Genomic DNA, 26,427 nt, shown 5'->3' on the forward strand with positions numbered 1-26,427 from the left:
ACTGCGGTCCTTTTTTTCTGCCATCAATCCAATCCTTTTTCGTTACTTTTATCCGACATTTTCACACTACTAGCCAAGTATCCCGACAGCCCCAACGCAACCAGCAGCATGAAGATGATCATGCCGACGACACCCAGCCAGTGAAAAGCAGACCAGAATAGCCCGCCGACCGTTCCGCAAATACTTGAACCGGCATAATAAAAGAACAAGTACAGCGATGAAGCCTGCGCTTTGTTGTGCAGGGCTCTCCTGCCTACCCAGCTGCTGGCGACTGAATGCCCGCCGAAGAAGCCGAATGTAAAGAGCGCAATCCCCAGAATTTTCACTGCTAACATACTGTTTATCGTTAATAAAGCACCTGCGATGACGATGAAGATATTCATCATCAGGATTTTCGGATAACCATATTGATCAACCATTCTTCCAATGAAAGATGAGCTGAAAATCCCTACAATCATCACAATAAAAATCCAGCTGACAAATGCTTTATTAAACGAATACGGCGGTTCCAACAGCACATACGCAATGTAGTTGAACAATGCAACATTGCTCCCGAGCAGTAAAAAACCAATGAGAAACAAGCTTAATAGTTTCCGATCCTTCAAGTGGCTGATTAAAGATATTCCCAATTGCCCGAGCTCCAATTTTCTCGGCGTGAAGTGCCTGGATGGAGGCAAATTCATAAAAAATATAATACTTGCGATCAAACTAATTACACCAATTGCCCCCATCGCCATATGCCAATTAAAAAACTCGCTCAGGAGCCCTGAAACGATCCTTCCAAAAACGGCGCCTATCGCGTTTCCGCTGATATACAGCCCCATCGCCGACCCAAGGCTTCCGGGTTCTATTTCTTCTCCGAGATAAGCCATCGCAATCGACGGAAGCCCAGCGAGCGCAACCCCTTGAATGGTTCTCAATACAAGCAGCGTATGAAAGTTCGGGCTGAAGGACGACGCCAGACAGAGAACGGATGCGGCCAGCATGGATACAGCCATAATCGGCTTGCGCCCCCACACCTCTGACAACGAACCAAAGACAAGCATACTCACAGCTAACAGCATTGTGGTAACAGATAAAGAAAGACTTGCCGCCGTAGGCGTTACATGAAATTCTCGCGTGAATTCCTCCATGAGCGGCTGTACGCAATAAAGTATCGCAAATGTATTAAAACCCGCGGCAAAGAAAGCAAACGTAATTTTCCGAAAAACCGGTGTGCCTTTTTGAATGTATGTCATCGAGACTTTATCGGCCCCTCCGCATGTTGTTGAGCACTGCCATTCATAAACAACCATCCTTTATTTTTTACGAATTCAAACATCCTCGAGTCTGTTTATACATTTATCTTAGCACCGTTAATATATGTTGTATAATGCATATAAAATATGCTTTTCATGCTTATATGTAATATGGGAGGGATGATGATTGGAATGGGAACAACTTGAATATTTTCAAACACTGGCCCGGATGCAGCACGTGACGAAGGCGGCAAAAAGCCTCTCCATCACTCAGCCTGCGCTTTCACGCTCTATCGCCAGACTGGAAAACCATTTAGGCGTCCCGCTATTCGACAGGCAAGGACGATCCATTACCTTAAATAAATATGGGCACATCTTTTTACGGAGGGTAGAGGCGATGATGAAGGAGTACACCGAGGGAAAACAGGAAATCCAAGCCTTATTAAAGCCTGACCAAGGTGAAGTATCTCTCGGCTTTTTGCATACTTTAGGGACAACGCTCGTGCCCGATCTCATCGGCTCCTTCCAGCAAGAATACCCCAACATTGCCTTCCAGTTGAAGCAAAACCATTCTTATTGGCTGCTTGAACGATTAAAATCCGGAGATCTGGACCTCTGCCTCCTCGCTTCGATCAAGCCTGAAAAACCGATCCAATGGATCAAGCTGTGGAGTGAAGAACTTTTTGTATTTGTGCCAAACGATCACCCATTAGCCAATCGTGAAAGCATTACCCTGAGTGAGATTGCCGGGGAGCGTTTTATTTTATTGAAAAAAGGCTACGCACTTCGGATGACAGTCGATGAACTGTTTGAGAAAGCCGATATACAGCCGAACATTATGTTTGAAGGGGAAGAAGCCGCCACTGCGGCAGGTTTTGTCGCTGCAGGACTCGGCATATCCATTCTGCCCGACCTGAAAGGCTTAGACCAAAGCAAAATTACAAAAATCCGCGTCAGCTGGCCGGAATGTCAGCGTGTTATAGGAATCGCCTGGATAGAAGGCCGGTTTTTATCGCCGGTTGCTGAGACCTTTAAACAATACGTCATCAGCCATTTTTCTGAGTAAGGGAGGATCACATCATGAATGTGAAAAGAATAACATCAGAGCATGATTTACATACAGCATTTGAAATCAGAAAAACTGTATTTGTAGAAGAACAAGGCTGTCCCGTTTCCGATGAATTCGATGAGTTCGATACACTCCGTGAAGATTGCCGGCACATCCTCGTTTATCATGAGAAGGAACCCGTTGGCACTGCCCGTGTCCGTATCGTTGATCAAGTGGGGAAACTGGAAAGAATCTGCATTCTGAAGCCCTATCGCAAATTCGGGTTGGGCAAAGTAATCGTCGATGCGTTAGAACGCATTGTGAAAGAACAGGGCATTTCTGCATTCAAACTGCACGGCCAGACACAAGCGGCAGGCTTTTATGAAAAGCTCGGCTATCAGACAGCTTCAGAAGAATTTATACTGGACGGCATTCCGCATGTACTGATGACAAAAAAAGATGATTCTTGCCTATGAATTGTTCACAAATTTGTCACTTATGAGCATGAGTGGTTCATTGGTATACTAATCACCGATTATGGAGAGAAGGATTGATTGTATGCCAACAAATAAAAAAGAAGGTCTTATATTTGGCGTGATGATGTGCTTTGGAATGGTCTGCGTCATGTCGATTTACAATGCTATCATCAACGGAGCCATACAGGATTTTTCACTGGTGACGGTTTCTGAAATGGTCATCGGTTTTATGCTCGCACTGCTGTTAGATTTACTATTAGTGGGCCCCCTTGCCAAAAAGATTGCGTTCAGTTTGCCGTTCGACAAGTCTAAGAAATTATATGTCATCCTCGCCATGTCGACGTGTATGGTGATCGGCATGGTGCTTTGTATGTCTGTGTTCGGTTTAGTGACACCGCTTTATCAAATGGAATTAACGGGAACAGCCTCTTCAGCGCTTACCTGATGATTGTATTGAAAAATTTCATCTTAGCTTATCCCTTGCAATTACTGATTATGGGTCCATTAGTCAGAGGGATTTTTATGAAATTTGTAAAACCAAAGCTCACAGCTGCCGTTTAAATAGAAAAGGAGTGAGCGTTACACCCACTCCTTTTCCCACTGATTTTCAGCACACCGCCTCACGAATCGAATGTAAAACAAGCTCCGCAAAAGCCTCTGCGGCAGGCATCTGCCATTTTTTCTTTTTGATTAACATATGAGAGTAAAGCGGATCAAAGGTTTCAGCATGATGAAGGATTTTTAGCCTACCTGCCTCCACTTCTTCTTGCACTGTGATATAAGGCAAAACAGAAAATCCAAGCCCGCTCATGACCGTTTGTTTGATCGCTTCGATACTCCACAGCTCCATTGTTTGAAAGCTGCGGATGTCATTCTTCACAAGATATGTTTCAAACATGGTCCGATAACTGCAGCCCTCTTCATTTGTAATAAAGAAATGGCTGCTGTTTTCTTGTTTATAGTCATCAAAATAATCCGGCCCATCCATACTGCCCACAAGGACAATCTCCTCCTCGGTTAATGTATAATGAATGCATTTTTCAATATTGATTTCCGGATAGACCATTAACGCGACATCGACTCGTCCGCTTAATAAATCCACCTGATTCTGCCCGCATGTGCCGTTGCTTAAAATGATTTTGACATGAGGATATTTCAGCGAAAATTCCCTTATGATCGGCCCAAGTCTGGAAATGGTTAACGACTCAGGTGCCGCTACTTTCAACACACCCTTAACTTCGTGAACGTTTTGCATATTCTTGATCTGTTCATGGGTTGATAGTAAATCCTCAGCTAAAGGGATCAATTCTCTTCCTAAAGCCGTCAGTCTTAAACTCCTTTTCTCGTACGTGAATAACGCCCCGCCGATCTCCTGCTCCAGCGCTTGGACATGAGTGGTGATCGTGGATTGCGTATAACCTAGCTTCGCCGCGGCGCCTGTATAACTCCCCTGCTCTACGATGGTTTGAAACGTGATAAGATGTCTGATCTCCATACGATTTCTCCTTTTATGATCTATCGAAAAAAATGATAATGCTTTTTTATATTTCAATTTTATTTATAGATATCATTATCATACAATAAAAACTGCCCCGTACGACATTAGTAAATGAAGGTGATTTTATGAGTATAATAGCTTTTCTTTCGTATGTGATGTTGACATCCATTACGCCTGGCCCGAGCAACATCTTAATGATGAATGAAGCGCGGCGGTTTGGCTTTATAGGGTCATGGCGTTTCAATAGCGGCATTTTGGCAGGCTTTGCAGTCCTTGGGATTCTCAGCGGTGTATTTACGATAGGACTATACAAATGGATTCCGGTTGCAGAACCATACTTCAAAATAGCAGGTGCAGTCTATCTGCTTTATTTGGCATGGCAGGTCGGCATGTCCAAAAAAGCAAAGAAGGATTCTGAAGATGTGCATTCTTCTTTTCTATCAGGTTTTATTTTTCAAATGATCAATTTCAAAAGCATTCTGTTCTTCTTAACATTGATGAGTGCATTTATCCTGCCGTTCCAGCATTCAATGACATCGATCATTCTTTATCTCACATTAGCCATCATTCTCGGCTGGCTGGCGCTGCTGTTATGGTCAGGATTCGGCTCTGTGTTCAAAAAACTCTTTGACAAATACGATAAAGTATTTCGCATCATTATGTGTTTGCTGCTAGTTTACTCTGCCGTCAGTATTTATCTGTGAACGTTCAAAAAGGAATAGAGGTACACCAAAAATGATGGCAGACATTAGTGGGATAGAGATTGGATTGATCAAACATTGCGCAATAAAGGCTGTGACATGTTAGATTCATAGATTTCTCAAGCAAGAACTAACGAATGACAGATAAAAATACAAAGGAGACGGTGAGGATCCATGGAATCGAGGGTAGCAGCCCATGCAAAGGGAAAAGTGTATGTTGATAAATTATTTGGTACAGGAATGGCTGCTAAACAAGCCATCATTCAATATGGAAAAGAAAACGTGATCGATGCTTCAATGGGAACCATTGCAGATGACGACGGAAACATCGTCTGTCTGCCTTCTGTGGAAGAATTATTTCGCAGCATACCCATTCAAGACATGATCAGCTACAGCCCGGTAGCCGGATTGCCCAGCTTTTTGGAAGCAGCCGTGACACATACTTTCGGAGAGTCCAGACCTGACGCCTATATACGGGCGGTTGCAAGCGCAGGCGGCGCCGGTGCCATTTCTAATGTGATTTGGAACTATTCAAATTTTGGCGATACCATATTAACTCACGATTGGTACTGGACACCCTATGAAACCATCTGCAAAGACACTGGGCGCCATTTGATGACCTTCTCTTTATTAGACGCTGATATGACGTTTAATCTGACATCATTCTCACATATGGTCAGCCATCTGCTCGTCAAACAGGACCATGTCGTGATCATCTTAAATTCGCCGAATCACAACCCAACGGGATACAGTATGTCAGATCATGAATGGGATGAGATCATTAAACATGTGATATTAGAATCCGCTAAAAAAAGCAGCAAAACAATCACATTGCTCATTGATATTGCCTATATCGACTTTACAAAGGACCCCGTAAACGCACGCTCATTCATGAAAAAGTTTAGCAATCTCCCTTCCAACATCGTTGTCACCTTTGCCTTCAGCATGTCGAAAGGCTTTACAGTATACGGCCAGCGGACTGGAGCTTTAATTGGAGTATCCTCCAGCAAGAGCGTGGCTGAAGAATTTGAAAACGCTGTATTGGTCACCAGCCGCTCCAGGTGGTCAAATGTCAATCGAGGCTGTATGACTTTGCTTTCTGCGATTTATAACGATAAAATGCTGCTAAACAAGGTGAACACTGAACGTGAAGCATATCAAACATTAATTGCGAAACGGGCTGAAGTGTTCATCAATGAAGCCCATCAAATTGGACTAAGCATATTGCCTTACCATTCTGGCTTTTTCATTACAATCCCTTGCAGCCATCCTGATGAAGCCAGCGAGATGTTAGCTGCCCAGAACATCTTTGCACCCCCGCTTTCAAAGGGCATACGAATCGCGGCATGTTCTGTTCCGCTCGCCCAAATGCACGGCCTTGCAGCTAAAATCAAACACGCTATCACAATATCAGATGCTGTAAAGTAAAATTTCCGCAGGAGGGAATGCTCATGATCAAACGAATTGACCATTTGGTATTAACGGTACAAAACCTTCAAGAGACAATCGACTTTTATACATCTGTTTTGGGAATGGAAGAAGAAACATTTGGCGCAGGCAGAAAAGCTTTGCGTTTTGGCAATCAAAAAATAAACTTGCATGAGGCCGGTCATGAATTCGAACCTAAAGCCAAGCACCCGCTCCCGGGATCTGCCGACTTATGTTTGATCTCTGATGAGCCTATTAGTAAAGTACTGGAGCACCTCAAGAAAACGAACGTCAATGTCGAAGAAGGGCCAGTAAAAAGAACCGGTGCACTCGGCCCGATTCTATCAGTTTATATAAGAGACCCCGATCAGAACCTCATTGAGATATCGGAGTATATTTAAATTCCCCTCTAAACATACCAATTCATTTGGTATGTTTTTTCTTATTTCTTTTAGTCCCTATACCTTAACACATAGTTTTTATACAACTCTTCGTTATAAAAAATTTCTTCACCATGTGAAGAGCAAATGAGCGTTGGTTTGATTTCATCTATTATCGCGCCGCTGTCGATGTTTTCATTCATATCAACACTGAATCTTCTGATAGGCGGATGTAAATCCTCCTTACTTGTGATAAAAAGGTCTCCTGTTAATAGGGTATGATCGATTTCATGATGGTACACAACATGCCCCGGGGAATGACCGGGTGTTAAATAGTATTGCAAAGGCAGGTGAGCCAGCGTTTGCTCTGTCAGTGGCTGGACAATATGGGCTACCCCTGTGTTCTCCACTTCATTTTTGTTCGGATAAGGCGCTTCTCCATTGATATACACTAGTTCTTTTTGATGCGCGAAAATCGGAATAACAAATCTCTCCAACCACTTTGATGCCCCCTGAATATGATCGCTATGGCCATGTGTAAGCAAAATGGCTTTTGGATTGCCGATCGCTAATGCTGCCCTAATTTGAGCATCAGCAAAACGTTCTATTCCCGTATCAATAATATAAACATCATCACCATCTTTCATAAACCAAGTATGAACCGGGATACGAAGAGGCACATCAAGCTCAAATTCACATTGAAAGACATGTTCTGATAATTGTCTCAAGTTCATGCAAGCCACTCCTTTTGGAAATTTTTGATATCATTACTGTAATACATCTGAGCTAGATATGTAATTACGCACATTTTTGCAACTTACATTGTGAGGTGACGAGTATGGGTAACCGGTTCAATGGATTTGGCGCTTGCAGTGCAGAAGTAAAAAAGGCTTGTCCCGTGGAAATGACGCTGCATATTATCGGAGGGAAATGGAAAGGAATCATCATCGACATCCTGTCTCACAAATCAGTCCGGTTTAATGAGCTGAAACGATTAATTCCAGGTATTACACAAAGAATCCTGACGCTGCAGCTGAGAGAACTGGAAGCAGATGGCGTTGTGAAAAGAAAAGTAGAGAATACTGTCCCAAAGAAGGTGGAGTATTCTCTAACCGAACTCGGTGAAAAACTTTCTCCTATTATTGCATCCATGAGGATGTGGAGAAATGAGTATATAAGTAAAAATGGATGAAAATGGCTTTAAAGATTTTACAGAAAAGAGAAGGGTTCCTTTTAAGTGAACGGAACATTTTCAAGGCAGATTATCTTGAAAATGCCCCCGCACTCCAGCAGACTGGTATTTTTGAGGAGAAGCCGATTCTCGCCAGTATCAGCTCGACCTGTTACTTTGTACATTAATAGTCCCTCTTGTTCCCCTTCTTCACATATTCCCAATCACGTTCTATATTCTTCCTGACTCTGTGAACAAGTTTAAAAATGGTTTCCTTTTCCTCAGGTGTAAAACCGGACAAGGCCACTTCCATGGAATGTTCTCCTTCTCTTCTTAACAATGGATAAACCTTTTTCCCTTTCTCGGTCGGGAACAGTTTTTTTATTTTTTTATTTTGCTCATCCGGCTGTTTTTGAATAAATCCCTGCATTTCCAATTTCTTAATGGCCCGCGCGGCTGTTGTTCGGTCCACTTTTATCATTTCCGCCAATTTTTCTTGAATAATTCCCGGATTTTCGTATATACGTACAAGATAGAGATACTGCCCTCTTGTTAAGTCCAAATCTTTAAATTCAATATTGCTTATGGAATCCAACGCTCTTGCAATCATGCCGATCTCACGCAAAATGTCATTCATTCCTAAAACCCCTCACGTATTTTTGTTGCAATTACAACAAAATTGTTTTAACCTTACTACTATAAGACCACATGCATGCTGTACAGTCCAGATTAATATCAGAAAAGGATTGATCAAATATGAATATAAAAAGAATAACAACTGAAAATGATTTACACGTTGCTTTAGATATTAGAAGAACGGTATTCATTGAGGAGCAACATGTAGCTGAATCCGATGAGTTCGATGAATTTGATACGCTCCAAGAACAATGCCAGCATATCTTGGTATATCATGAGGATCAGCCAGTTGGCACAGGCCGTGTGCGCATCGTTGATCATACAGGTAAGCTGGAAAGAATCTGCATCCTAAAACCTTACCGTAAGTATGGATTGGGCCAAGTCATCATAAGCGGGTTAGAAAACATCATGAAAGAAAAAGGAATGGCTACATTTAAGCTCCATGGGCAAACACAGGCAGCAGGCTTTTATAAAAAACTGGACTATCAGACTTCTTCACAGGAATTTATGGAAGACGGCATCCCGCACGTCTTGATGACAAAAGACATATCACGGAATATAAAATGAAATATATTTATTACGGCTTAGGTATCCTCATATTAAGTTTAGGCATTTCCTTAACCATACAATCAGGACTGGGTACATCTCCCTTTGATGCCGTTTTGGTTGGTCTTTCCGAAGGAGTCGGGCTTACCGTGGGAAGCTGGGAGGTTCTTATTTCCGTGATCCTCTTAATCTGTAACTCTATCTTAACGAGAAAAAAACCTATGTTGCTGGGCTTGATTACAGCATTTATTACTGGGATAGGCATTGACCTATGGTTGTTTATAGTAAAAACCACTATTTCTCCAAACATGTGGGTAAGCAAACTGATTTGTTTCGGTATCGGTTTGGTGCTCATCGGTCTTGGAACAGCCATCTATCTTCAGACAAAATTTGCATCTACTCCTATCGATCATTTAACACTCATTATCCGAGATATCTCCAAAAGAACGATCTTATTTTCAAGAACATTGGTATATGCTCTTTTCTTAGTATTAGCTATTATATTTAAAGGCCCTATCGGCATCGGAACCCTTTTAACGGTCTGTTTAGGAGGAATGATCCTTCACTTTTTTATGCCTTTTGTTGAACGGCGCTTCTTATCCTCGAAAATGTAAATTAATTGGTGAATACCAGTGTCTTATAAAAAAAGAAAAGAAGAGGTTAAAAAAACCTCTTCTTTCTCGAAAACGCGAGAACAAGCCGCTGCATTAGCGGTTTATATTAAATGCACTCAACAACCTCATCCAATGACAAAATAAACAGCTGACTTTTAAAAATAGCCGAGCCTTTTAAGGTCGACTATTTTTTAGGTTTGTTATTCATTCTATGATCTCTATCCCCACTATCAATGTCACCTGAAACGGCATCAATAAAATGATCAATGGTCTTGCCGATTTTTCTTGTCTTTCCATTCCCATTACTCATATTTTCGTTCGTGTTTTTCTGATTTGGATTGTAGTATTTAATAAACCCTCCACATAAAGCACCTACAAATACAATCCAATATGGAATCTCTTCTAACCCTCTTGGCTCCAGGTACAACCAATTGATTCCAAATACCACAAAACTAATGAGTATAAGCGTCGTTCCAATAATATTTTTAATCATTCTTAAGTACCTACCTCCTGAAATACAGATATATACGTTACGTTTTGGTTATTCAAATGTTTCATTTATTTATTCAACATGCTCATATCCCTTTAAATTAGTTCCCTTGGGGAGAAGAAGCCTTCGAGAAAGCAAAACGCGAAATCAAGCTGGTTCTTGTCAGCATCGGCTATTCCACATGTCATTGGTGTTAAGTTCGTATAAAATCTTAGAACAACAAGAGTCAGTTTAAAACAAAAAAAGCCCTTCTCAGCATTGAGAAAATGGACTTTTAATATTGGAAATTCCTCAATTTCAATTTCTGACACTTGCCATCAACATATAGGGAAGACAGACCAATCATTATAGTTATCCCTATCATGAACAAGGTAAATTGCGTACACTTTGAATTTGATTATGATATTCCGAAAGGGGGAGGCATTTACATTTTCCATTGTTATTATTTAACTAACATATTTCTGGAAGGTCAAAAGAGCTTCGCCGTCTTCCTGTACTTCCTAAGAAACCCGCCAAGTACTCTAAATTTGCAATTAGTTCATGGTCTCCATGGGTAGGTGTTTGACCATGATCATCATGTAGATGCAGGATACTTGTATCACCAATCCATGTTCCCTTCCATTTATAGTCCTCTTTTTGATTTATTCTCATCCAATCATTGATTCGATCGTCAACCCAACCATGCAATTTCCAGAAAATCGGATGCACATGAGCAGAGTATTCATCACCCAGCCAGTTATACTCAGGTTGATTCCAAATATCATCTATAGGATCTCCTAATTTAGGCTCAGTCATATATCCAACTTTCGATTCTTCTGACCATCGTATGTGCATACTGTTGTGAATTGTAAATTCAATATCAGAACCAAGCTGGCCAAGAGTTACACTACTTAAGTAGTCTGGATCAGTAAATTTCTTTTCAAGCCCTGAAAAATAACTCCAATATCTATCGACAGATTTTTCTAACTCAAGTCTTTCCCTTGGAATACGATGACTATCATAAGCTGGTAAAATCGGATAACTTTGATCAGAAGGTTTTGGAAGGTACCTCCACCCTTGAACCCATGGATAGTTAATATCACCTTCATCTGCTAAAATTTTATTGACGATCATAATCATCGTTCTATGCATGAAAAGGAAGTCCTCACCAGAATCATTATCCCGTTTAGGCTTTCCATCGGCATCGAGTGCTGGGCGTGGCGGCACCCAATTTGGATGAGTCTTACATAACTTTTCGCGATCTTTACAATCAAGTCCCTCCCAAGAGTTTCGAAATCCATGCCAAAGATAATGCCATAAACGATGCTTTTTTGACGCCATAGCTACAATAACTGAGCTTGGTAATCGTGATTGTCCCAATCGTTTAAACCTCCTCCAAGTTAAATTTCATGTTTAATCTTTTTCTTCTTTTTTAACAGCAAGAAAGGATGAAACTTTTCCGGCTGCTCCTTCACCATGGCGTACTGCACGTTTTACACTACCAACAATTGCAGGAATTTCATTTATACCAGATGGCCAGTTAGATAATACTAATATTGCTTTTCATACACCCATCCTGCAGTGTCGGTATTGTCACGTCCAACTCCAGTTCATTTAGTAGCAGACCATTCTTTTAAGTCCTGTGATACACAGGTTAATAAACCCTCACCGAATATTAAAGCAAGCGCCTTTTGCGGATCATTATTTACTGCATCAGTAATGAAAGCTCCTGTAAACCCCCTTTAATCCCAATATATTCCATCTGACATAAACATATTCATTCCAAATGAGTAGCTATATACTATATACTGAGTACTATTCACTTTTTTTAATTACATTCGCTATCCTTAGATAACAACAGACGGGTTTGGGGATTACGTCAGCGATTGTAGAAGGTGTAGATCGGTTATTCAACATGCAGTTGGTGCCATGTCTATTAAAGTAACCAAAATAGACAACCAAGGATCATTGAGTACAAATCCCTGTGATTTTTTCAAAGATGGAATTAGAGAGAAGAAATTAACCGTAAGTAGTTGGAGGGATGATTGAAGTATGTTAACAAGAGAAGATATCTTTAAACACGTCAAAGAAAAATACGGTACATCGCCTGATTACCCGTGGAAGAAATACCCACACTATGCTGCTTTGAGACATGAGTCAAACAAAAAATGGTACGGTCTTATAATGAATGTTCTCCCGGAAAAATTGGGATTTGATAGAAGTGATGAAATAGATATTCTGAATCTAAAATGTCCTCCTGAAATAAGTGATAGTTTAAGAAATGGGGAAAATATCCTTCCTGGATATCATATGGATAAGGAACATTGGATTTCACTTATTTTGGAACGTACAGATCCAGAAGGAGAAATTTATTACTTAATCGAGCAGAGCTTTAATTTAACCAAATCAAGCTAGATTAGTGGGCACTTTCATTTTAGGACATTGTTCTTCTCTCTATGCCACCAACGCTATTTAAAACTATCTGGGTGTTAGTTGAAGAAGAAAGTACTGTTAACCGACCATCATATATTATGAGTACTGATTTTCTCAAGTAAAACATTTCAAGAAAACCTGAATTTTTTTTGTGAAGCAACGTCATGACAACATGTCGAACGTAACTAAATTCGGCTATTCGACATGTCATTGGTGCCATGTTCGTTAGAATAACCAAACTAGTTATCTGTAGTCCGCACTTCATGAAATATCCCTATTAGTTTAAAAATTATTTATTATTTATTGATCCTCTCCTCACGTCATCTTTTAAACTAATATTTAAGTTTAGAAAGAAAGGTGATTTTTATGAAGAAACCCACAAAAAAAGAAATTTTATTAGTGCAGATGATGTTAGGAATTTCTTTAGCTCTAGGTGTATTACCTCCACTCGTTATGTTTTTTTCGCAACGAAAGAAGAACATATTTTATCGTGAAGCAAGCAGAAAAGCACTAAACTTCCATTTAACTTTAATTCCCCTCTTTATAAGCAGCAGTTTTTTACCACCTTGGGTCAAGTACGTTATATTAGCAATTGAAACAATTATTATTTTATTTGCTATGATTTGCATAGCTATGCAAAAACCTTACCAGTATCCTGCAATTCAATATATCAAAAACAAAAAGATTGCAGCAAAAGGAGCATAATATGTCGAATAACTTTTTAACAATTGGGCAATTAGCCAAGCGAACTGGTGTAACGATTCGTACTCTTAGATACTATGACAAAATCGGATTACTTCAACCGAGTGATTATAATGAAGGTGGACATCGATTATATAGTTTTAAAGATCTCAAAAGGCTGCAACAAATTCAGTCATTAAAATTTATAGGTTTTTCCCTAAAGGACATTTTAGACTTTTTGGTCGCCGAACAAATTGAAAAACGAGATATCACGCATACAATCATGTTTAAAAAAAAGCAGCTCCTCGCAGAACAAGAGAAAATACAACAGACAATTGATCAACTTAACCATATGTTTGCTATATTAGAAAACCAACAAAAAGTCTATACTAGTATCTTTTGTTTTATTATTCATTCTATCCTTTGGGAAGAAGAAAACTTAGATGAACTGAATCAAATCGAAAACTCAATTTACAACTTTAGAAGCAATGAAAGATTAGACTTAGACAAAGAATATTTTTCAGTATTTACAAAGTTGAAAAGCCTTGTGATTGAAAATGTAAGCCCCCAATCGAATGAAGCACAACTTTTTATAAAAGATTTTGTAGCACTTAATAGAAAAACGCTTTTAAAAATTAAAAACTCAAAAGATAATGTGATTAATTTTAATAAGAAAGATCAAATCAATATTCTTGATCCGTTAACTGAAAAAGAAAAACTCTTTATTAAAGAAGCATTTGCTTTGATATCAAATTAAATGAAGGGCAAGGTTTCCTTGCCTATTTCTGTACTTTCAGATTGGTTATTCAACTAATAATTGGTGGCAGGTCTGCTAAAGTAACCAAAAAATACATTCAGAGATCCAACTTGTTTACAATCACAAACAAATTTGATCCATTACAGAGAGATTTTTTTGGAATATTATGATAGTATTATTATTAAAAATAATAATAGGCGGTGCAAAAGTTGGGTTTATCTCTCTTAGGTTTTATGAGTATTATGTGTGCTTTACTTGTTAAGACTAATAAAGATAAATACATGTGGTTAGTTTCTAAGGCTGGATTTAAAAATAATTCAAAAATTGCTATTTCTTATTATTCAATTCTAGGAATATCTTTAATAATTGGTGATTTTGTTGATACCCCTTATGTTACATACTTCATATTACCTTTATTTGTTTTATTTCTCTCCTTACTAACAATTCTCGGGCTTAACTTAAAGAAGAATAATGAGGCTTTCTAAGACAAAAAAAGGACAACAGATCGTTGTCTTTTTTCATTACAAATTTCTTTTATAATATGAGCGCTATTGATTCCAATATCTATACTGACCAGCCTCGGTTATCCTACTCGTCATTGATGCCATGTCTATTAGAATATCCATAATATAGTATGCTTACTTGCATTGGTTATCATACTCGTCACTAGTGGCATAATAGTTAAAGTAGAAAAAATACATTCAGATTTCCACTGCAATGCACTTACAACCATTAAACAACTAGACTTATATATACTGATTCTTTAAATAATTGAAGGTTATAATATCTTGCTTTATTGTTAATCTATAAAAATATCCCCTACTCTAAAAATAGGGGATACTTATACTAAAAAAAATCATCTAGTAGCAGATTCATTTCTTGATGCTCATGTTCTAATTTCTCTAATACACTCAGACCTATTTTTATCCTAAGTTCAACAAATTTTAATATACTGAGAATTTCTTGTTTCGCTTCGTAACAGCCATTCTGCATTAATATGTTTATATTTAGTGTAATTGGTCGTCGAGCATTTTTTTGATTTTGGTCTTTACTATGTTCAAAAAATTCAATTATACCTTTAATTTGTTTATCGATTCGTTCGTCGTAATTTAATATTTGAAGAAAGGAATTAATTTCATCCAAACTTTGAACTTCTTTAATCCACATCATATTTCTATATTGGTTATGCAGTTCTTTAAACACTTGATAATATTCAGGAAATATAGAATATTTATTTCTTAAAAATTGTAACAAAGGAAATGTTACAGATTCCCCCATGGGATAAACAGGTGCTAAATAAAATGTTCCATCAGACTTTTTTGAAATGTCTAGCATTACATGTTTAAGACTTCCAACAATATAATCACTCATTCCTACGGCGAATACTTGCTCCTGCATCTCTTTAAGTACTGGAATAAATAATTGTCTTTCGACCATTGTTCTGTTTAAATCAAATAATATCTTTAGAACTTGGTCGCTGTTTATGGAACGACTTTTAAAATTAAGTAATCCATATAATAATTTTTTCTGTTGCTCTCCAGGTTGTCTGTTTATATAAGTGGCAGTAAAGTATTCTTGAAATGAGCGATGCTGATAAGAATATTTCAAACCATCAATTATTAATATACACACAACTTCAATCAAGTCATCAATATAATATTGAGAATTAAATTCTAATCTTTCTAATACTTTTGCTTTATTTATATAACTAGTTAGTTCTTGAGTTGAAAATGATAATTTATTTTCAAAATAGCTTAAAGCAGAAATTGTCTCGAGTATCTTAGAAAAACCATCAGATCCTAAATTAAAAACGTCTGTTTTTTTCTTTCTTTTAAAACCAGGCTTAGTGGCGTCATGCTTTCGGTCTAGAACATCGTATGCTTGACCATAAAAAACATGCATTCTATCAGGAATTTCTGCAAACTCTTCAAATGTCAGTAACATTAAGGTTAATAACAAAGGGTTAGAGCAAAAATCTTTTTGCTTTTTGTATAGCGATTTATCTAATGTTTTTAAAAACCTTGACTTAACCTCTTCATCATAGTAGGGAAGTTTTTCAATTAATTTAATAGACTTTTCTTTACTAAGAGGTAGCATTTTAAACTCAATAAAACCATCCCATCCCACTGATAAACTATCTGATTCTCTTGATGACACCAAAAAACTATTTTGATGGTACTTATCCATTAATACTTCAATCTCTTTAATTAGTTTCTGTTGTTTGCTGTCTTCTACTTCATCAAATCCATCGAATAAGAATATATATATACCTGTATCAAGAGATTCCAAAAAATATTTTTTTTCTAAGGTGAAGCCTAAACTATTAATTGTCTCGTACATACAATCAATTAGAGATTGCTCGGAATCATTTACATTCCTAAGAGGTAGGAAAATGGGTATTTTATCAGAAGTATATAAAGCGCTTATAAATAAATGTTTAAAAAGTGTTGATTTTCCGGTTCCACCAGTTCCTAAGACCATACTAGAATTACTAACTTGTAAAATCCCATTTATATTTTCAGTAGAAATAATACTGTCTTCACACTTTAAATCTGTATGGACATAAAAATCATATAAATTAATGGGAATACTTTTGTGAATAAGTGTCTTTACCTTTCCATATTTGTCAACTGCTCTGTTTAAGTATCCTTGGTAAGCATTTTGTGTTTTAATTTGATAATCTGCAACTTTATCTTTACTGAAGCCAAAAACCTTTTTGCAGATAGTCTCTAAGTTTTTTTGAACAACATCTACTATAATCGCACTTGGATCTATTGGTGTTTTCTCCATAATTCTGCCCCTTTATATTTTACAACTTCTTAATAAAAAAGAAATCTTAACCTATAATATAATTATATTACATTTGAAGGTGATATAGTATGGAACTAAAGGAAAGGATTAAACGAGTCGCCATTTATCTCAGAAAATCACGCAATAACGAAGGTGAAGAGACTGAAGAAACGCTAGCAAAACACAGAAAACGTTTGTTAGATATTGCAGAAAAAAACAACTGGGAAATTAAGTTGTTCCAAGAAGTTGGCAGTTCAATGGATGAAAATCGACCGGAGTATCAAAAAATGATATGCGAAATTAAAGAAAACCTTTTTGATGCTGTTTTATCTGTTAACCTTACACGTGTTACTAGAGACGATGCTGAAACACCTAAATTTATGAGTTTATTAAGACAAGAAGATGTCCTCTTTGTTACCGATAGTGAGCGTATATATGACTTAGAAATCCAAGAAGATTTGCAAGCGTTAAAGTTCACTGGGTTCGTAAATAACTGGGAGTATGAAAATATAAAGGCGCAGCTAAGGAAAGGAAAAAAGGATAGTGCAAAGTTAGGCAGGTGGTCAAACGGAACCCCGCCATTTGGCTATATTTATAACCCTTTAGAAAAAAGAGTGGTAATTGATAAAGAACGGGCAAAGGGTGTCAAGTTGGCTTTTCAGTTGGTTTTAGATGGAATGGGTGTCGATAATATTGCTATAAATCTAAACCAGTTAGGTTATCGAACTAAAAGAGGGAATTTATTTAGTGGAAAAGTGATTTATACGATGTATCAACGGATTATCTATTAGGACGTAAACCAAAGAATATGTCCAAGCTGGATGAAACATTAAATGAAGCTATTGAAGAATTAAAAAATGAAGAAACTCTCCTTTTTATGAAGGACGGGGATATTGATGAGGAAACTGCTCGCTTAATCAAACAGGCATTAATCAATGGAATGAAATTCGTTGACGCAATGAAAAAGAAAGAGTGATTCTTATCTATACTTCAAAAAATATCAAAAATAAAGCAGAAAGAGTTATTCAGGAACACGGAACAAACGATGTCTACGAAATATGCGGCAACCTCAACATTTCAATCTTAAAAAGTAATTTAGGTCGCATCAAAGGCTTTCTTCAATATTACAAAAAACATCATCATTATTTAATACAGGTAAATCAAAAATACCAAAACACCAAAATCATAATCGCTCATGAACTAGGGCATTATTTTCTCCATAAAAACTTAAACACATTCAAAATGGAAAACTGCTCTCTAGTTCTAGGTGAGAAGTTAGAACATCAGGCGAACATCTTTGCAACTGAATTACTTTTACCTGATTATGTTCTGACTAATGAAGCGTCACAATTACAAAACTGGACACTAAATCAAATAGCCTCTTTTTTTCAACTCCCTGTACCCATTGTGGAACATAAAGTAAGACATATGAATCTTCTTTCACCAAATATAGCAATAAACCAAAACAGATTAACAATTATAAATTCATAAAATCAGAAATGGGGTACTACAGTATGAATTGGCTTGTTGGGCTTGATTGGGGTATTCAATGGGGAACCGTTTTTACAGTTGCCGGCACACTCACCGCCGCTTTTTTAGGACAAGTTTTTTCTCATCGTTACTCTCAAAAAAGGGAAGACCTTAAACAGAAAAAAGAAAGTTTTCAAAACCTGTATTCTCCTACAATTCATCATGTAACAAACTATCTTTACAAAGAAATCGATAAACAAACTGATATCATTTTCAACTATAAGGATGAAGAAGATTTCGCAGACGAAGATGATTATTTTAATCCCGAAAAATTATTCTTAGAAGCATTTTCTTTAATAGGTGATAACCTCAAATATGCGAATCTAGAGTTAATAATGCAATACCAGGATATCAAATCAACTAACAAATTAGGCAAGCAGTTTCTCTCGATAGATAAAACTATAAAATTGTGTGACATATTCATAACAGACTACATTAAGATAAGTAAAGAAATAGGTGTTTACTCACCGAATATAAAAAAGAAAATCGAAGGCATTTTATTATTTACTAAACTGTATTTCTTACTTTTAAAAATGGAAGGGTTAAATTTTGCATACACGACTTTAAGCTATGCTGACCTATTAGATAAAGTAGGAACAAAAAACACCAAATACATCAAAAACGCTATACAGTTACAACAAAAATACGAAAAATATGCTGAAAAAAATGCATTAAATGGTACTCATACAAAACGTCTTAAAAAGTTAGAGTCAGAAACATATAAACTGTTATGCGATATCGGAAAACAGTTTGAACCAATGGGGCATGAAATATCGGATAGTTGGGCAGATCATATAAATAAGCTCAAACGTTAAAAGAATTAAAATTCAAAAAAAGTGTTATATTAACGAATGTATTTAATCTACATATATCAAATGAAAGAAGGTGATCCAATGCCCACTAACAATAAGCCCAATAGATTAATCACAGAGAAATCCCCTTATTTGCTTCAACACGCTTATAATCCAGTAGACTGGTATCCCTGGGGAGAAGAAGCCTTCGAAAAAGCAAAACGCGAAAACAAGCCGGTTCTTGTCAGCATCGGCTATTCGACATGTCATTGGTGCCACGTCATGGCCCACGAAAGCTTCGAGGACGAAGAAATCGCACGCCTTCTCAATGAACGGTTTGTGACGATTAAAGTCGATAGGGAAGAGCGGCCTGATGTGGATTCTGTTTATATGAGAATCTGCCAGCTGATGACCGGGCAGGGCGGCTGGCCGCTGAATGTGTTTATTACGCCTGACCAGAAGCCGTTTTACGCGGGTACATATTTTCCAAAGACAAGTAAATTCAATCGTCCCGGTTTCGTTGATGTGCTTGAGCATCTGTCTGAGACGTTTGCGAATGATCGCGAGCATGTCGAGGATATTGCGGAAAATGCCGCTAAACATTTGCAGACCAAAACAGCTGCAAAATCAGGCGAAGGCCTTAGCGAGTCAGCAACTCACCGGACATTCCAGCAGCTTGCCAACGGGTTTGATACGATCTACGGCGGCTTCGGACAGGCTCCAAAATTTCCGATGCCCCATATGCTGATGTATTTGCTTCGTTATCATCACAATACGGGGCAGGAGAATGCTTTATACAACGTGACGAAAACGCTGGACAGCATGGCGAATGGCGGCATTTACGATCATATTGGCTATGGATTCGCCCGTTACTCGACCGATGACGAGTGGCTCGTTCCCCACTTTGAAAAAATGCTGTACGACAATGCACTGCTGCTGACCGCTTATACAGAAGCCTATCAGGTCACGCAAAACAGCCGGTATAAAGAGATTTGCGAGCAGATCATCACGTTCATTCAGCGGGAAATGACCCATGAGGATGGAAGCTTTTTCTCCGCTTTAGACGCGGACACAGAAGGAGAAGAAGGAAAATACTACGTGTGGTCAAAGGATGAAATCTTGAAAACGCTCGGAGACGATCTTGGAACGCTGTATTGCCAAGTGTATGACATCACTGAAAAAGGGAATTTTGAAGGCAAAAATATTCCGAATCTGATTCACACAAAGTGGGAACAACTCAAAGCTGATGCCGGTTTAACTGAGGAAGAGCTCAACCTCAAGCTCGAGGACGCAAGACAACAGCTCTTGAAGATACGCGAAGAAAGAACCTATCCGCATGTCGATGATAAGGTGCTGACGTCATGGAACGCGCTGATGATCGCAGGGCTCGCCAAAGCGGCAAAGGTATACCAGGAACCGAAATATCTCAGCTTAGCGAAAGACGCCATCACATTTATTGAAAACAAGTTAATCATCGACGGCCGTGTAATGGTCAGGTATCGAGACGGCGAAGTGAAAAACAAAGGTTTCATCGACGATTACGCTTTTCTCTTATGGGCTTATCTGGATCTCTATGAAGCTTCGTTTGATCTTTCTTATTTACGAAAAGCGAAGAAACTGACAGACGATATGATCGGCTTATTTTGGGATGAGGAGCATGGCGGATTCTATTTCACCGGACACGATGCAGAAGCCTTAATCGTCCGGGAAAAAGAAGTATACGACGGCGCCGTGCCTTCCGGAAACAGCGTGGCAGCCGTGCAGCTTCTCCGCCTTGGACAGGTTACAGGCGACTTATCACTGATTGAAAAAGCGGAAACGATGTTCTCCGTATTCAAGCCGGACATCGACGCGTATCCAAGTGGCCATGCTTTCTTTATGCAAAGCGTGTTAAAGCATCTGATGCCTAAAAAAGAAATCGTTATTTTTGGCAGCGCAGACGATCCAGCCAGAAAACAAATCATAACTGCACTTCAAAAGGCCTTTAAGCCCAACGACTCTATTCTGGTGGCAGAGCATCCTGATGAATGCAAAGACATTGCGCCATTCGCGGCAGACTACCGCATCATAGACGGCAAAACAACCGTGTATATTTGCGAAAACTTCGCCTGCCAGCAGCCGACAACAAATATCGAAGAAGCCATCCAAACACTAATAAGCAGCAGGGATTAAGACCCTTGCTGCTTATTTTGTGATTTCTTATGGTACCACAACGCGATTCCCGCAAAAACAAGGTTGACCGCTATCGTAAATAAAGCCTCCCACATCGGGTTCCCCCGCGTAACCGTAAATAAAGAGGGAATTCCTCCATACACACTGTTTTTTTCTGTGATAAACATACACAAAAACATATTATTCGCGGCATGGGCGCCAAGTGATATTTCAATACTGCCTGTTTTAATCGTGTAATAGGTCCACACAAAACCAAACGTTAAATACTCAATTCCTGCCCAGACAGCGCCATTGTTCATCTCTGGATTCGCAAAATGCAATACGCCAAACAAGCCACCGACAACCAATGTCAAAATAAGAGGATTTTTCGTCATTCTCCCGAAAGCTTGAAGCAAAAATCCTCTGAAAAACAGTTCCTCAGCTGAGGTTTGAAACGGAACCAAAATGAGGGCCGCCGCTAGCAGCCAGATAAACCGTGAAGCATCGAAGTCCTGCATTGAATAGCTGCCAGGATGAATCGCAAAATCAATCAATTGCACGGCGATCATCAGCAAGAAATAAGCAATAAAGCCAAAGAAAATTCTCCGCCAATTGACCTTTGCATTCGGTGTAATCACAGTTCGGAAAGGCAGTTTCAGAATAAAGCGAACAGCCAGCCATACTCCTGGAATCGCAAACAAATAAATAACATGAGACAAATAAAGATCAACCAGAGGATCACTCAGCACAGCTTCATCCAAATCAAACGTGATATCGGGATTCACAATAACCGTAAACAGTATCGCGAAAAGGTAAGCAATATTCCCGAATACATATAACCCTACCATCACCAAAAAGGCGAAAAAATATCTCCACAACGTATTGTTTCCTTCTATAGGACGGATAAATGAATTCATTCCTTCTATGTCTCTTCCTTTCAATGAGAATATTACTATATATTTGCATAATTTGGTCTATGAATCTACTGTTTTGGAAATCTTTTTAGCAAAATGAACATAAAAAGTGCGAATTTAGTTCTTCCATCTAGTGATTTGAACTCTGTCGCCAATGAATCAAGATACTTATAATATTCCCAAGAGGGGAATTTTCAGTCTTTTCTTACTACTCAAAAGGGGGTTTTTTATGAATACGATCTTCAAACAGAAGAACACACATCCTTTCTCAAACGCAGCGAATCGTTTAGACCGCCTTCCGATTTCTCGCGTTCACTTCCAAGTATTAACCGCTCTCGGCATTGTTTATTTCTTCGATCTTGCAGATTTATTTACCCTCAGCAATGTAGCGCCGGCACTGATCGAGCATTGGGGCATCCCGCTTTCAACCATTGCCAATGTAACGGCGGCTTCGTTTTTAGGCATGTTTTTAGGCGCATCACTGGGAGGAAGGCTGTCTGATCGAATTGGCCGAAAAAAGGCCTTAAATCTTTTTGTGTTCGTTTTCTCAATCGCATCGCTATGCAATGCAGCAGCATGGGACATCCCGTCTTTAATGACTTTCCGTTTTCTCACCGGGTTTGGTGTCGCAGCTGCCATGGTCATTACCAATAGCTATTTGGCGGAATTTTTCCCTTCCAGTGTCCGCGGAAAATATATTTCTTTCTGTGCCATGATTGGATTGATCGGCGTTCCGATCACCAATATTGTGTCTGCCTTTGTCATTCCGCTCGGTTCATGGGGATGGAGGCTTGTATTTGTATGGGGTGCCGTCGGCCTTATTTATTTTTTCTTTATCCGCCGTCTGGAAGAGTCACCCCGCTGGCACGAAAATCGCGGTGAATATGCGAAAGCCGATGCGATCCTCAATCGAATTGAGGAGCAGGTTGAACAGGAGAAAGGCCCGCTTCCGGCACCAGCTCAGCCTAAAGTAAGCGAAACTGTTCAGAAACATGCGGGTTACGCAGGATTATTGAAAGGAAGAAACCTCAAAATCACCATCGTTTTATCTGCTGTATGGATTTTTGAAACGTTTGGATTTTACGGATTTGCCTCATGGGTTCCCAGCCTGCTAAAAAGCAATGGCGTCACAATGGAAAATACATTGTGGTATAACGTACTGCACTCCGTCGGCGCTCCTCTTGGCGCATTGCTTGGTTCGATGATTTCTGAAAAATTTCAAAGAAAATGGATTTTAGCCGCCAGCGCGTTTTTAACGGCCATCGCCGGTCTCTTATATGGCATGACTTTTATTCCGATCATGATCATTGTGTTTGGTTTTATCGTCAATATCACGGAACGGGTTTTCACCTCGAACTTATATGCTTATACGTCAGAACCTTATCCGACTGAATACCGCTCGTCTGGCAGCGGTTTAGCCTATGGCCTCGGCCGCTTTTCAAACATCTTCGGCTCATTGCTCGTCGGGTTTATCGCCGTTCAGCTCGGCTATATCAGCGTCTTTTTATTTATCGGCGGCTGCTGGCTCGCATGCTCCGTGCTGTTAATCTGCTTCGGCCCTAACACGAATGCGAAACAAATTTAAAAAAGTCAGTGCGGTTCTGCCGCACTGATCTTACTACAATTCCTTCAACATCCTCTCAGGGTTTCCGCGATGTCAAATTGTAATCTCAACCAAATTTCCTTCATCATCTTCAATCACACTTTCATAGTAGCCGTCTCCTGTTGTCCTCGGGCCGTTTACTACTGCGAAACCATCCTTCTTCAATCGATCAGTCAGTTCATCAACCTTCTCTCGGCTTCCAACAGAAAAGGCAATGTGAGCCCAGCCTGTCATCGTTTGTGAAGGCGGATCAGTCACATTTCCTTTTTTCATAATTTCCAGCCTTGCTCCGGAATCAAACGTAATAAAATAAGACTTAAAATCTTTTTTCTCATTATGATACAAATCGTTCGCTTTGCCATTAAAATACGTTTCATAAAAAGCCTTCATTCGCTCTAAATCTTTGACCCAGATCGCTGTATGTTCAATCCGCATTTCTTCCTCCTCCTTCACCTTCAATGAAGTTATAAGGTATGAAATGCATTTCAGTTCAAGCTTTTTTCTCGAATTGATGCTGAATTTTTATATCAATGGGTTCATCCTGCAAAAATAGAGAGAATGCTGCGATGCCGAGCTGCTCAAGATTCAAATCAAGCGACGGAAAACCAAGAACACGGCTGATAGAAGAATTCCCCTCGCCAATGATTTCAACATCCCATTTATTCTTTTGGGCAAATACATGAATTCCAGCTGCCACTTCATCACTATTTGCATAGATAGCCGTTGGAACCCTTCCGCTCGTATAAAAGTGCTCAGCTGCCCGCTCACCGTCATTCATATCGTTGCAACCGGACAGCATATGACGGTCTTCCAAGCTCCCGCAGACGGCTTTATAGGCCGCAGCTTTGTCAGCCGTGCTCGGACTCCTGTCGGCTTCTCTGACACACGTAAAAGCGATATTCTCATGTCCGCGGCTCTTTAAATAGCGCAAGCTTTCTGCATAAGCAGCTCTTCTGTCGTTGTACGCACATGGGACACCAATGTCTCCGGTATCCTCACAAGCGATGATCGGCCCATACTCCTGATATGCTAAAATGCTGTCCCAGTCATTGGCGCGGGATGTAATAATGAGACCGTCTATTTTCTTTGTTCTTAACAGCTCTAAATATTTGATTTCAATAGCGGGGTTATAATTGGTGGGGAGGAGGGTCGTTGCATACTCTTGCTGAAAAGCCGCCTTAGTGATTCCGTTTACGATTTTATCAAAGCAGGGATGATCGCTATAAGGCAGAATCACACCGACCGTATGGGTTTTCCCGCGAATGAGATCGATTGCGGTTCGATTTGGTATGTAATCTAATTCCTTCATGACTTGATGAACAAGTTTTCTCTTTTCTTCAGACACATACGGATGATGATTCAATACACGCGAAACAGTCGAAACAGATACATTTGCCAGTCTTGCAATCTCTTTTATGTTTGCCATCTCTTTCTCCTTTTTCATATAAAAAAGCAGTAAGCGTAAATTCCTTACTGCTATCTCATCATATATTGATCATAAGTTCAACAGGACAATGGTCGGAACCCATGACATCCGCTGATATGCTGGCATCCTCAATCTGATCCTTAAGCCTTTCGGACACAACAAAATAATCGATGCGCCATCCGATATTTCTGTCCCGGGCGCCGGCACGATACGACCACCAGGAATAAGCACCTTCAAGATCAGGATAGACGTGACGGAAGGAGTCAATAAAGCCAGCTTCTAAGAAACGAGTGAATGCTTCTCTTTCTTGATCAGAAAATCCAGCGTTATTCCGGTTTGCCTTTGGATTTTTCAAATCGATCTCCTGATGAGCTACATTCAAATCGCCGCATAAAATGACCGGTTTTTTCTGATCCAATTCAAGAATATAAGATAATAAAGCCTCTTCCCATTGCATGCGGTAATCGATCCGCTCCAAACCTCTTTTCGCATTCGGCGTGTAAACGGTCATCACAAACATGTTTTCAAATTCCAGCGTAATCACTCTGCCTTCTTGGTCATGCTCTTCTATTCCGATACCATACATGACACGCAGCGGCTCTTGTTTTGAAAAAACAGCCGTGCCGGAATATCCTTTTTTCACTGCATAATTCCAATACACATGATAGCCTTCAGGCTGGAGATCAACCTGGCCGTCCTGTATCTTTGTTTCCTGTAGACATATAATATCTGCATCCTCTTCCTTCAGATAAGAGAGGAAATCCATCTTTCTCATGACAGCCCGCAGGCCGTTTACATTCCAAGAAATCAGCTTCATGTTTCATCCCCCTATAAAAAAGAGCAAGAACCCGAAGGTCCTTGCTCTTTACGTATAAGCTTACTCACCGCTTACGTACGGAAGTAAAGCCATTTGACGAGCGCGTTTGATCGCTGCAGTCAATTTACGTTGGTATTTAGCGTTTGTTCCAGTTACACGACGTGGTAAAATTTTACCGCGCTCAGAAACAAACTTTTTAAGAAGATCTACATCTTTGTAGTCGATGTGCGTAATACCGTTAGAAGTGAAATAACACACTTTACGGCGTTTCGCACGACCGCCTCTGCGTCCTCCTGCCATTGTCATTTCCCTCCTTTCTTTTTCAATTT

At 39.4% G+C, this 26,427-nt stretch carries 29 protein-coding genes and 2 pseudogenes; 19 read left to right on the top strand and 12 right to left on the bottom strand.

All coding sequences use genetic code 11. The features are described 5' to 3' along the window. Window positions 1-23 precede the first annotated feature (23 nt). Window positions 24-1,238 carry an MFS transporter gene (locus tag M1M80_RS21275; protein ID WP_060400079.1) on the bottom strand — a complete coding sequence of 405 codons (1,215 nt, stop codon included), beginning with the start codon at window positions 1,236-1,238 and terminating at the stop codon, window positions 24-26. Between the two features lie 187 nt (window positions 1,239-1,425). On the opposite strand from M1M80_RS21275, the gene M1M80_RS21280 reads away from it, so the two are divergent. From M1M80_RS21280 to M1M80_RS21290, 3 genes and pseudogenes are all read left to right on the top strand, one after another. Beyond that, window positions 1,426-2,304 (top strand): LysR family transcriptional regulator, encoded by an 879-nt coding sequence (locus M1M80_RS21280; protein ID WP_060399949.1) that lies wholly within the window; start codon window positions 1,426-1,428, stop codon window positions 2,302-2,304. 14 nt (window positions 2,305-2,318) lie between these two features. Beyond that, a complete protein-coding gene (locus M1M80_RS21285; RefSeq protein ID WP_060399950.1) occupies window positions 2,319-2,762 on the top strand; it encodes a GNAT family N-acetyltransferase in 444 nt (147 codons plus the stop codon). Between the two features lie 82 nt (window positions 2,763-2,844). After that, window positions 2,845-3,323, top strand: a pseudogene (locus M1M80_RS21290) (DUF2798 domain-containing protein). A gap of 46 nt (window positions 3,324-3,369) precedes the next feature. Here the strand turns inward: M1M80_RS21290 and M1M80_RS21295 are convergent. After that, window positions 3,370-4,257 (bottom strand): LysR family transcriptional regulator, encoded by an 888-nt coding sequence (locus tag M1M80_RS21295; protein WP_060399951.1) that lies wholly within the window; start codon window positions 4,255-4,257, stop codon window positions 3,370-3,372. A 128-nt stretch (window positions 4,258-4,385) separates the two neighbouring features. Here M1M80_RS21295 and M1M80_RS21300 point away from each other — a divergent pair, with 128 nt between their 5' ends. From M1M80_RS21300 to M1M80_RS21310, 3 genes are all read left to right on the top strand, one after another. Further along, window positions 4,386-4,964: a LysE family translocator gene (locus M1M80_RS21300; protein WP_060399952.1), complete on the top strand. Its 579-nt coding sequence runs from the start codon at window positions 4,386-4,388 to the stop codon at window positions 4,962-4,964. Window positions 4,965-5,135: 171 nt separating this feature from the next. Continuing rightward, window positions 5,136-6,389, top strand: coding sequence for a pyridoxal phosphate-dependent aminotransferase (locus M1M80_RS21305; protein ID WP_060399953.1), 1,254 nt, complete (start codon window positions 5,136-5,138; stop codon window positions 6,387-6,389). Between the two features lie 23 nt (window positions 6,390-6,412). Then, window positions 6,413-6,790 (top strand): VOC family protein, encoded by a 378-nt coding sequence (locus tag M1M80_RS21310; protein ID WP_003236582.1) that lies wholly within the window; start codon window positions 6,413-6,415, stop codon window positions 6,788-6,790. 50 nt (window positions 6,791-6,840) lie between these two features. Here M1M80_RS21310 and M1M80_RS21315 read toward each other — a convergent pair whose 3' ends face one another. Then, complete coding sequence (locus M1M80_RS21315) at window positions 6,841-7,503, bottom strand: MBL fold metallo-hydrolase (protein WP_060399954.1); 663 nt, start codon at window positions 7,501-7,503, stop codon at window positions 6,841-6,843. A gap of 104 nt (window positions 7,504-7,607) precedes the next feature. Between M1M80_RS21315 and M1M80_RS21320 the strand changes: the two genes are divergently transcribed. Continuing rightward, entirely contained in the window at window positions 7,608-7,961 is a 354-nt protein-coding gene (locus tag M1M80_RS21320; RefSeq protein WP_060399955.1) for a winged helix-turn-helix transcriptional regulator, read from the top strand. A 163-nt stretch (window positions 7,962-8,124) separates the two neighbouring features. Here the strand turns inward: M1M80_RS21320 and M1M80_RS21325 are convergent, their stop codons facing one another. Next, entirely contained in the window at window positions 8,125-8,577 is a 453-nt protein-coding gene (locus tag M1M80_RS21325; protein ID WP_003236585.1) for a MarR family transcriptional regulator, read from the bottom strand. A 119-nt stretch (window positions 8,578-8,696) separates the two neighbouring features. Between M1M80_RS21325 and M1M80_RS21330 the strand changes: the two genes are divergently transcribed. Continuing rightward, complete coding sequence (locus tag M1M80_RS21330) at window positions 8,697-9,143, top strand: GNAT family N-acetyltransferase (protein WP_060399956.1); 447 nt, start codon at window positions 8,697-8,699, stop codon at window positions 9,141-9,143. Beyond that, the gene (locus tag M1M80_RS21335; RefSeq protein WP_060399957.1) at window positions 9,140-9,736 is read left to right on the top strand and encodes a YczE/YyaS/YitT family protein; all 597 of its coding nucleotides are present in this window, start codon (window positions 9,140-9,142) and stop codon (window positions 9,734-9,736) included. Before M1M80_RS21330 ends, M1M80_RS21335 begins: the two co-directional genes overlap by 4 nt. A 184-nt stretch (window positions 9,737-9,920) precedes the next feature. Here the strand turns inward: M1M80_RS21335 and M1M80_RS21340 are convergent, their stop codons facing one another. Continuing rightward, window positions 9,921-10,229, bottom strand: a complete 309-nt coding sequence (locus tag M1M80_RS21340) for a hypothetical protein (protein WP_060399958.1) — start codon at window positions 10,227-10,229, stop codon at window positions 9,921-9,923. Window positions 10,230-10,285: 56 nt separating this feature from the next. Here M1M80_RS21340 and M1M80_RS21770 point away from each other — a divergent pair. Continuing rightward, a pseudogene (locus tag M1M80_RS21770) lies at window positions 10,286-10,420 on the top strand (DUF255 domain-containing protein); the annotation flags it as partial. A 256-nt stretch (window positions 10,421-10,676) separates the two neighbouring features. Here M1M80_RS21770 and M1M80_RS21350 read toward each other — a convergent pair. Then, window positions 10,677-11,585 (bottom strand): hypothetical protein, encoded by a 909-nt coding sequence (locus M1M80_RS21350; protein ID WP_060399959.1) that lies wholly within the window; start codon window positions 11,583-11,585, stop codon window positions 10,677-10,679. 672 nt (window positions 11,586-12,257) lie between these two features. Here M1M80_RS21350 and M1M80_RS21355 point away from each other — a divergent pair. The 3 genes from M1M80_RS21355 to M1M80_RS21365 all read left to right on the top strand — a co-directional run bounded on the left by M1M80_RS21355 (window position 12,258) and on the right by M1M80_RS21365 (window position 14,076). Then, window positions 12,258-12,620 (top strand): MmcQ/YjbR family DNA-binding protein, encoded by a 363-nt coding sequence (locus M1M80_RS21355; protein ID WP_003236602.1) that lies wholly within the window; start codon window positions 12,258-12,260, stop codon window positions 12,618-12,620. Window positions 12,621-13,004: 384 nt separating this feature from the next. Beyond that, window positions 13,005-13,343, top strand: coding sequence for a magnetosome magnetite crystal formation protein family (locus M1M80_RS21360; protein WP_060399960.1), 339 nt, complete (start codon window positions 13,005-13,007; stop codon window positions 13,341-13,343). A gap of 1 nt (window position 13,344) precedes the next feature. After that, window positions 13,345-14,076: a MerR family transcriptional regulator gene (locus M1M80_RS21365; RefSeq protein WP_060399961.1), complete on the top strand. Its 732-nt coding sequence runs from the start codon at window positions 13,345-13,347 to the stop codon at window positions 14,074-14,076. Window positions 14,077-14,922: 846 nt separating this feature from the next. On the opposite strand, the gene M1M80_RS21370 is transcribed toward M1M80_RS21365, so the two are convergent. Further along, on the bottom strand, window positions 14,923-16,866 hold the full coding sequence (locus M1M80_RS21370; protein WP_060399963.1) for an NACHT domain-containing protein: 1,944 nt from the start codon (window positions 16,864-16,866) through the stop codon (window positions 14,923-14,925). Window positions 16,867-16,955: 89 nt separating this feature from the next. Here M1M80_RS21370 and M1M80_RS21375 point away from each other — a divergent pair, with 89 nt between their 5' ends. The 5 genes from M1M80_RS21375 (at window position 16,956) to M1M80_RS21395 (ending at window position 21,359) form a co-directional block, all read left to right on the top strand. Continuing rightward, on the top strand, window positions 16,956-17,657 hold the full coding sequence (locus M1M80_RS21375) for a recombinase family protein (RefSeq protein WP_248596958.1): 702 nt from the start codon (window positions 16,956-16,958) through the stop codon (window positions 17,655-17,657). Window positions 17,658-17,674: 17 nt separating this feature from the next. Next, a complete protein-coding gene (locus tag M1M80_RS21380; protein ID WP_178938637.1) occupies window positions 17,675-17,842 on the top strand; it encodes a hypothetical protein in 168 nt (55 codons plus the stop codon). After that, window positions 17,839-18,357 (top strand): ImmA/IrrE family metallo-endopeptidase, encoded by a 519-nt coding sequence (locus M1M80_RS21385; protein WP_060399964.1) that lies wholly within the window; start codon window positions 17,839-17,841, stop codon window positions 18,355-18,357. The genes M1M80_RS21380 and M1M80_RS21385 overlap by 4 nt, the downstream gene beginning before the upstream one ends. 23 nt (window positions 18,358-18,380) lie before the next feature. Further along, entirely contained in the window at window positions 18,381-19,211 is an 831-nt protein-coding gene (locus tag M1M80_RS21390) for a hypothetical protein (protein ID WP_060399965.1), read from the top strand. A 78-nt stretch (window positions 19,212-19,289) separates the two neighbouring features. After that, complete coding sequence (locus tag M1M80_RS21395; protein ID WP_060399966.1) at window positions 19,290-21,359, top strand: thioredoxin domain-containing protein; 2,070 nt, start codon at window positions 19,290-19,292, stop codon at window positions 21,357-21,359. On the opposite strand, the gene M1M80_RS21400 is transcribed toward M1M80_RS21395, so the two are convergent. Then, on the bottom strand, window positions 21,356-22,255 hold the full coding sequence (locus tag M1M80_RS21400) for a CPBP family intramembrane glutamic endopeptidase (RefSeq protein WP_060399967.1): 900 nt from the start codon (window positions 22,253-22,255) through the stop codon (window positions 21,356-21,358). The two genes, M1M80_RS21395 and M1M80_RS21400, sit on opposite strands and share 4 nt — an antisense overlap. Before the next feature lie 226 nt (window positions 22,256-22,481). On the opposite strand from M1M80_RS21400, the gene M1M80_RS21405 reads away from it, so the two are divergent. Beyond that, entirely contained in the window at window positions 22,482-23,837 is a 1,356-nt protein-coding gene (locus M1M80_RS21405) for an MFS transporter (protein WP_060399968.1), read from the top strand. A 72-nt stretch (window positions 23,838-23,909) separates the two neighbouring features. Here M1M80_RS21405 and M1M80_RS21410 read toward each other — a convergent pair whose 3' ends face one another. From M1M80_RS21410 to rpsR, 4 genes are read right to left on the bottom strand one after another with little or no spacing between them, the layout of a single operon-like run. Then, entirely contained in the window at window positions 23,910-24,290 is a 381-nt protein-coding gene (locus M1M80_RS21410; protein WP_060399969.1) for a VOC family protein, read from the bottom strand. Window positions 24,291-24,345: 55 nt separating this feature from the next. Then, window positions 24,346-25,281, bottom strand: a complete 936-nt coding sequence (locus M1M80_RS21415; RefSeq protein ID WP_060399970.1) for a LacI family DNA-binding transcriptional regulator — start codon at window positions 25,279-25,281, stop codon at window positions 24,346-24,348. A 58-nt stretch (window positions 25,282-25,339) separates the two neighbouring features. Then, window positions 25,340-26,098 (bottom strand): exodeoxyribonuclease III, encoded by a 759-nt coding sequence (xth, locus tag M1M80_RS21420; RefSeq protein WP_060399971.1) that lies wholly within the window; start codon window positions 26,096-26,098, stop codon window positions 25,340-25,342. A gap of 60 nt (window positions 26,099-26,158) precedes the next feature. Beyond that, the gene (rpsR, locus tag M1M80_RS21425) at window positions 26,159-26,398 is read right to left on the bottom strand and encodes a 30S ribosomal protein S18 (RefSeq protein WP_003219224.1); all 240 of its coding nucleotides are present in this window, start codon (window positions 26,396-26,398) and stop codon (window positions 26,159-26,161) included. Between the last annotated feature and the right edge of the window lie 29 nt (window positions 26,399-26,427).

The sequence above is a fragment of the Bacillus inaquosorum genome, assembly GCF_023238325.1.
GTDB classification, from domain to species: Bacteria; Bacillota; Bacilli; order Bacillales; family Bacillaceae; genus Bacillus; species Bacillus inaquosorum.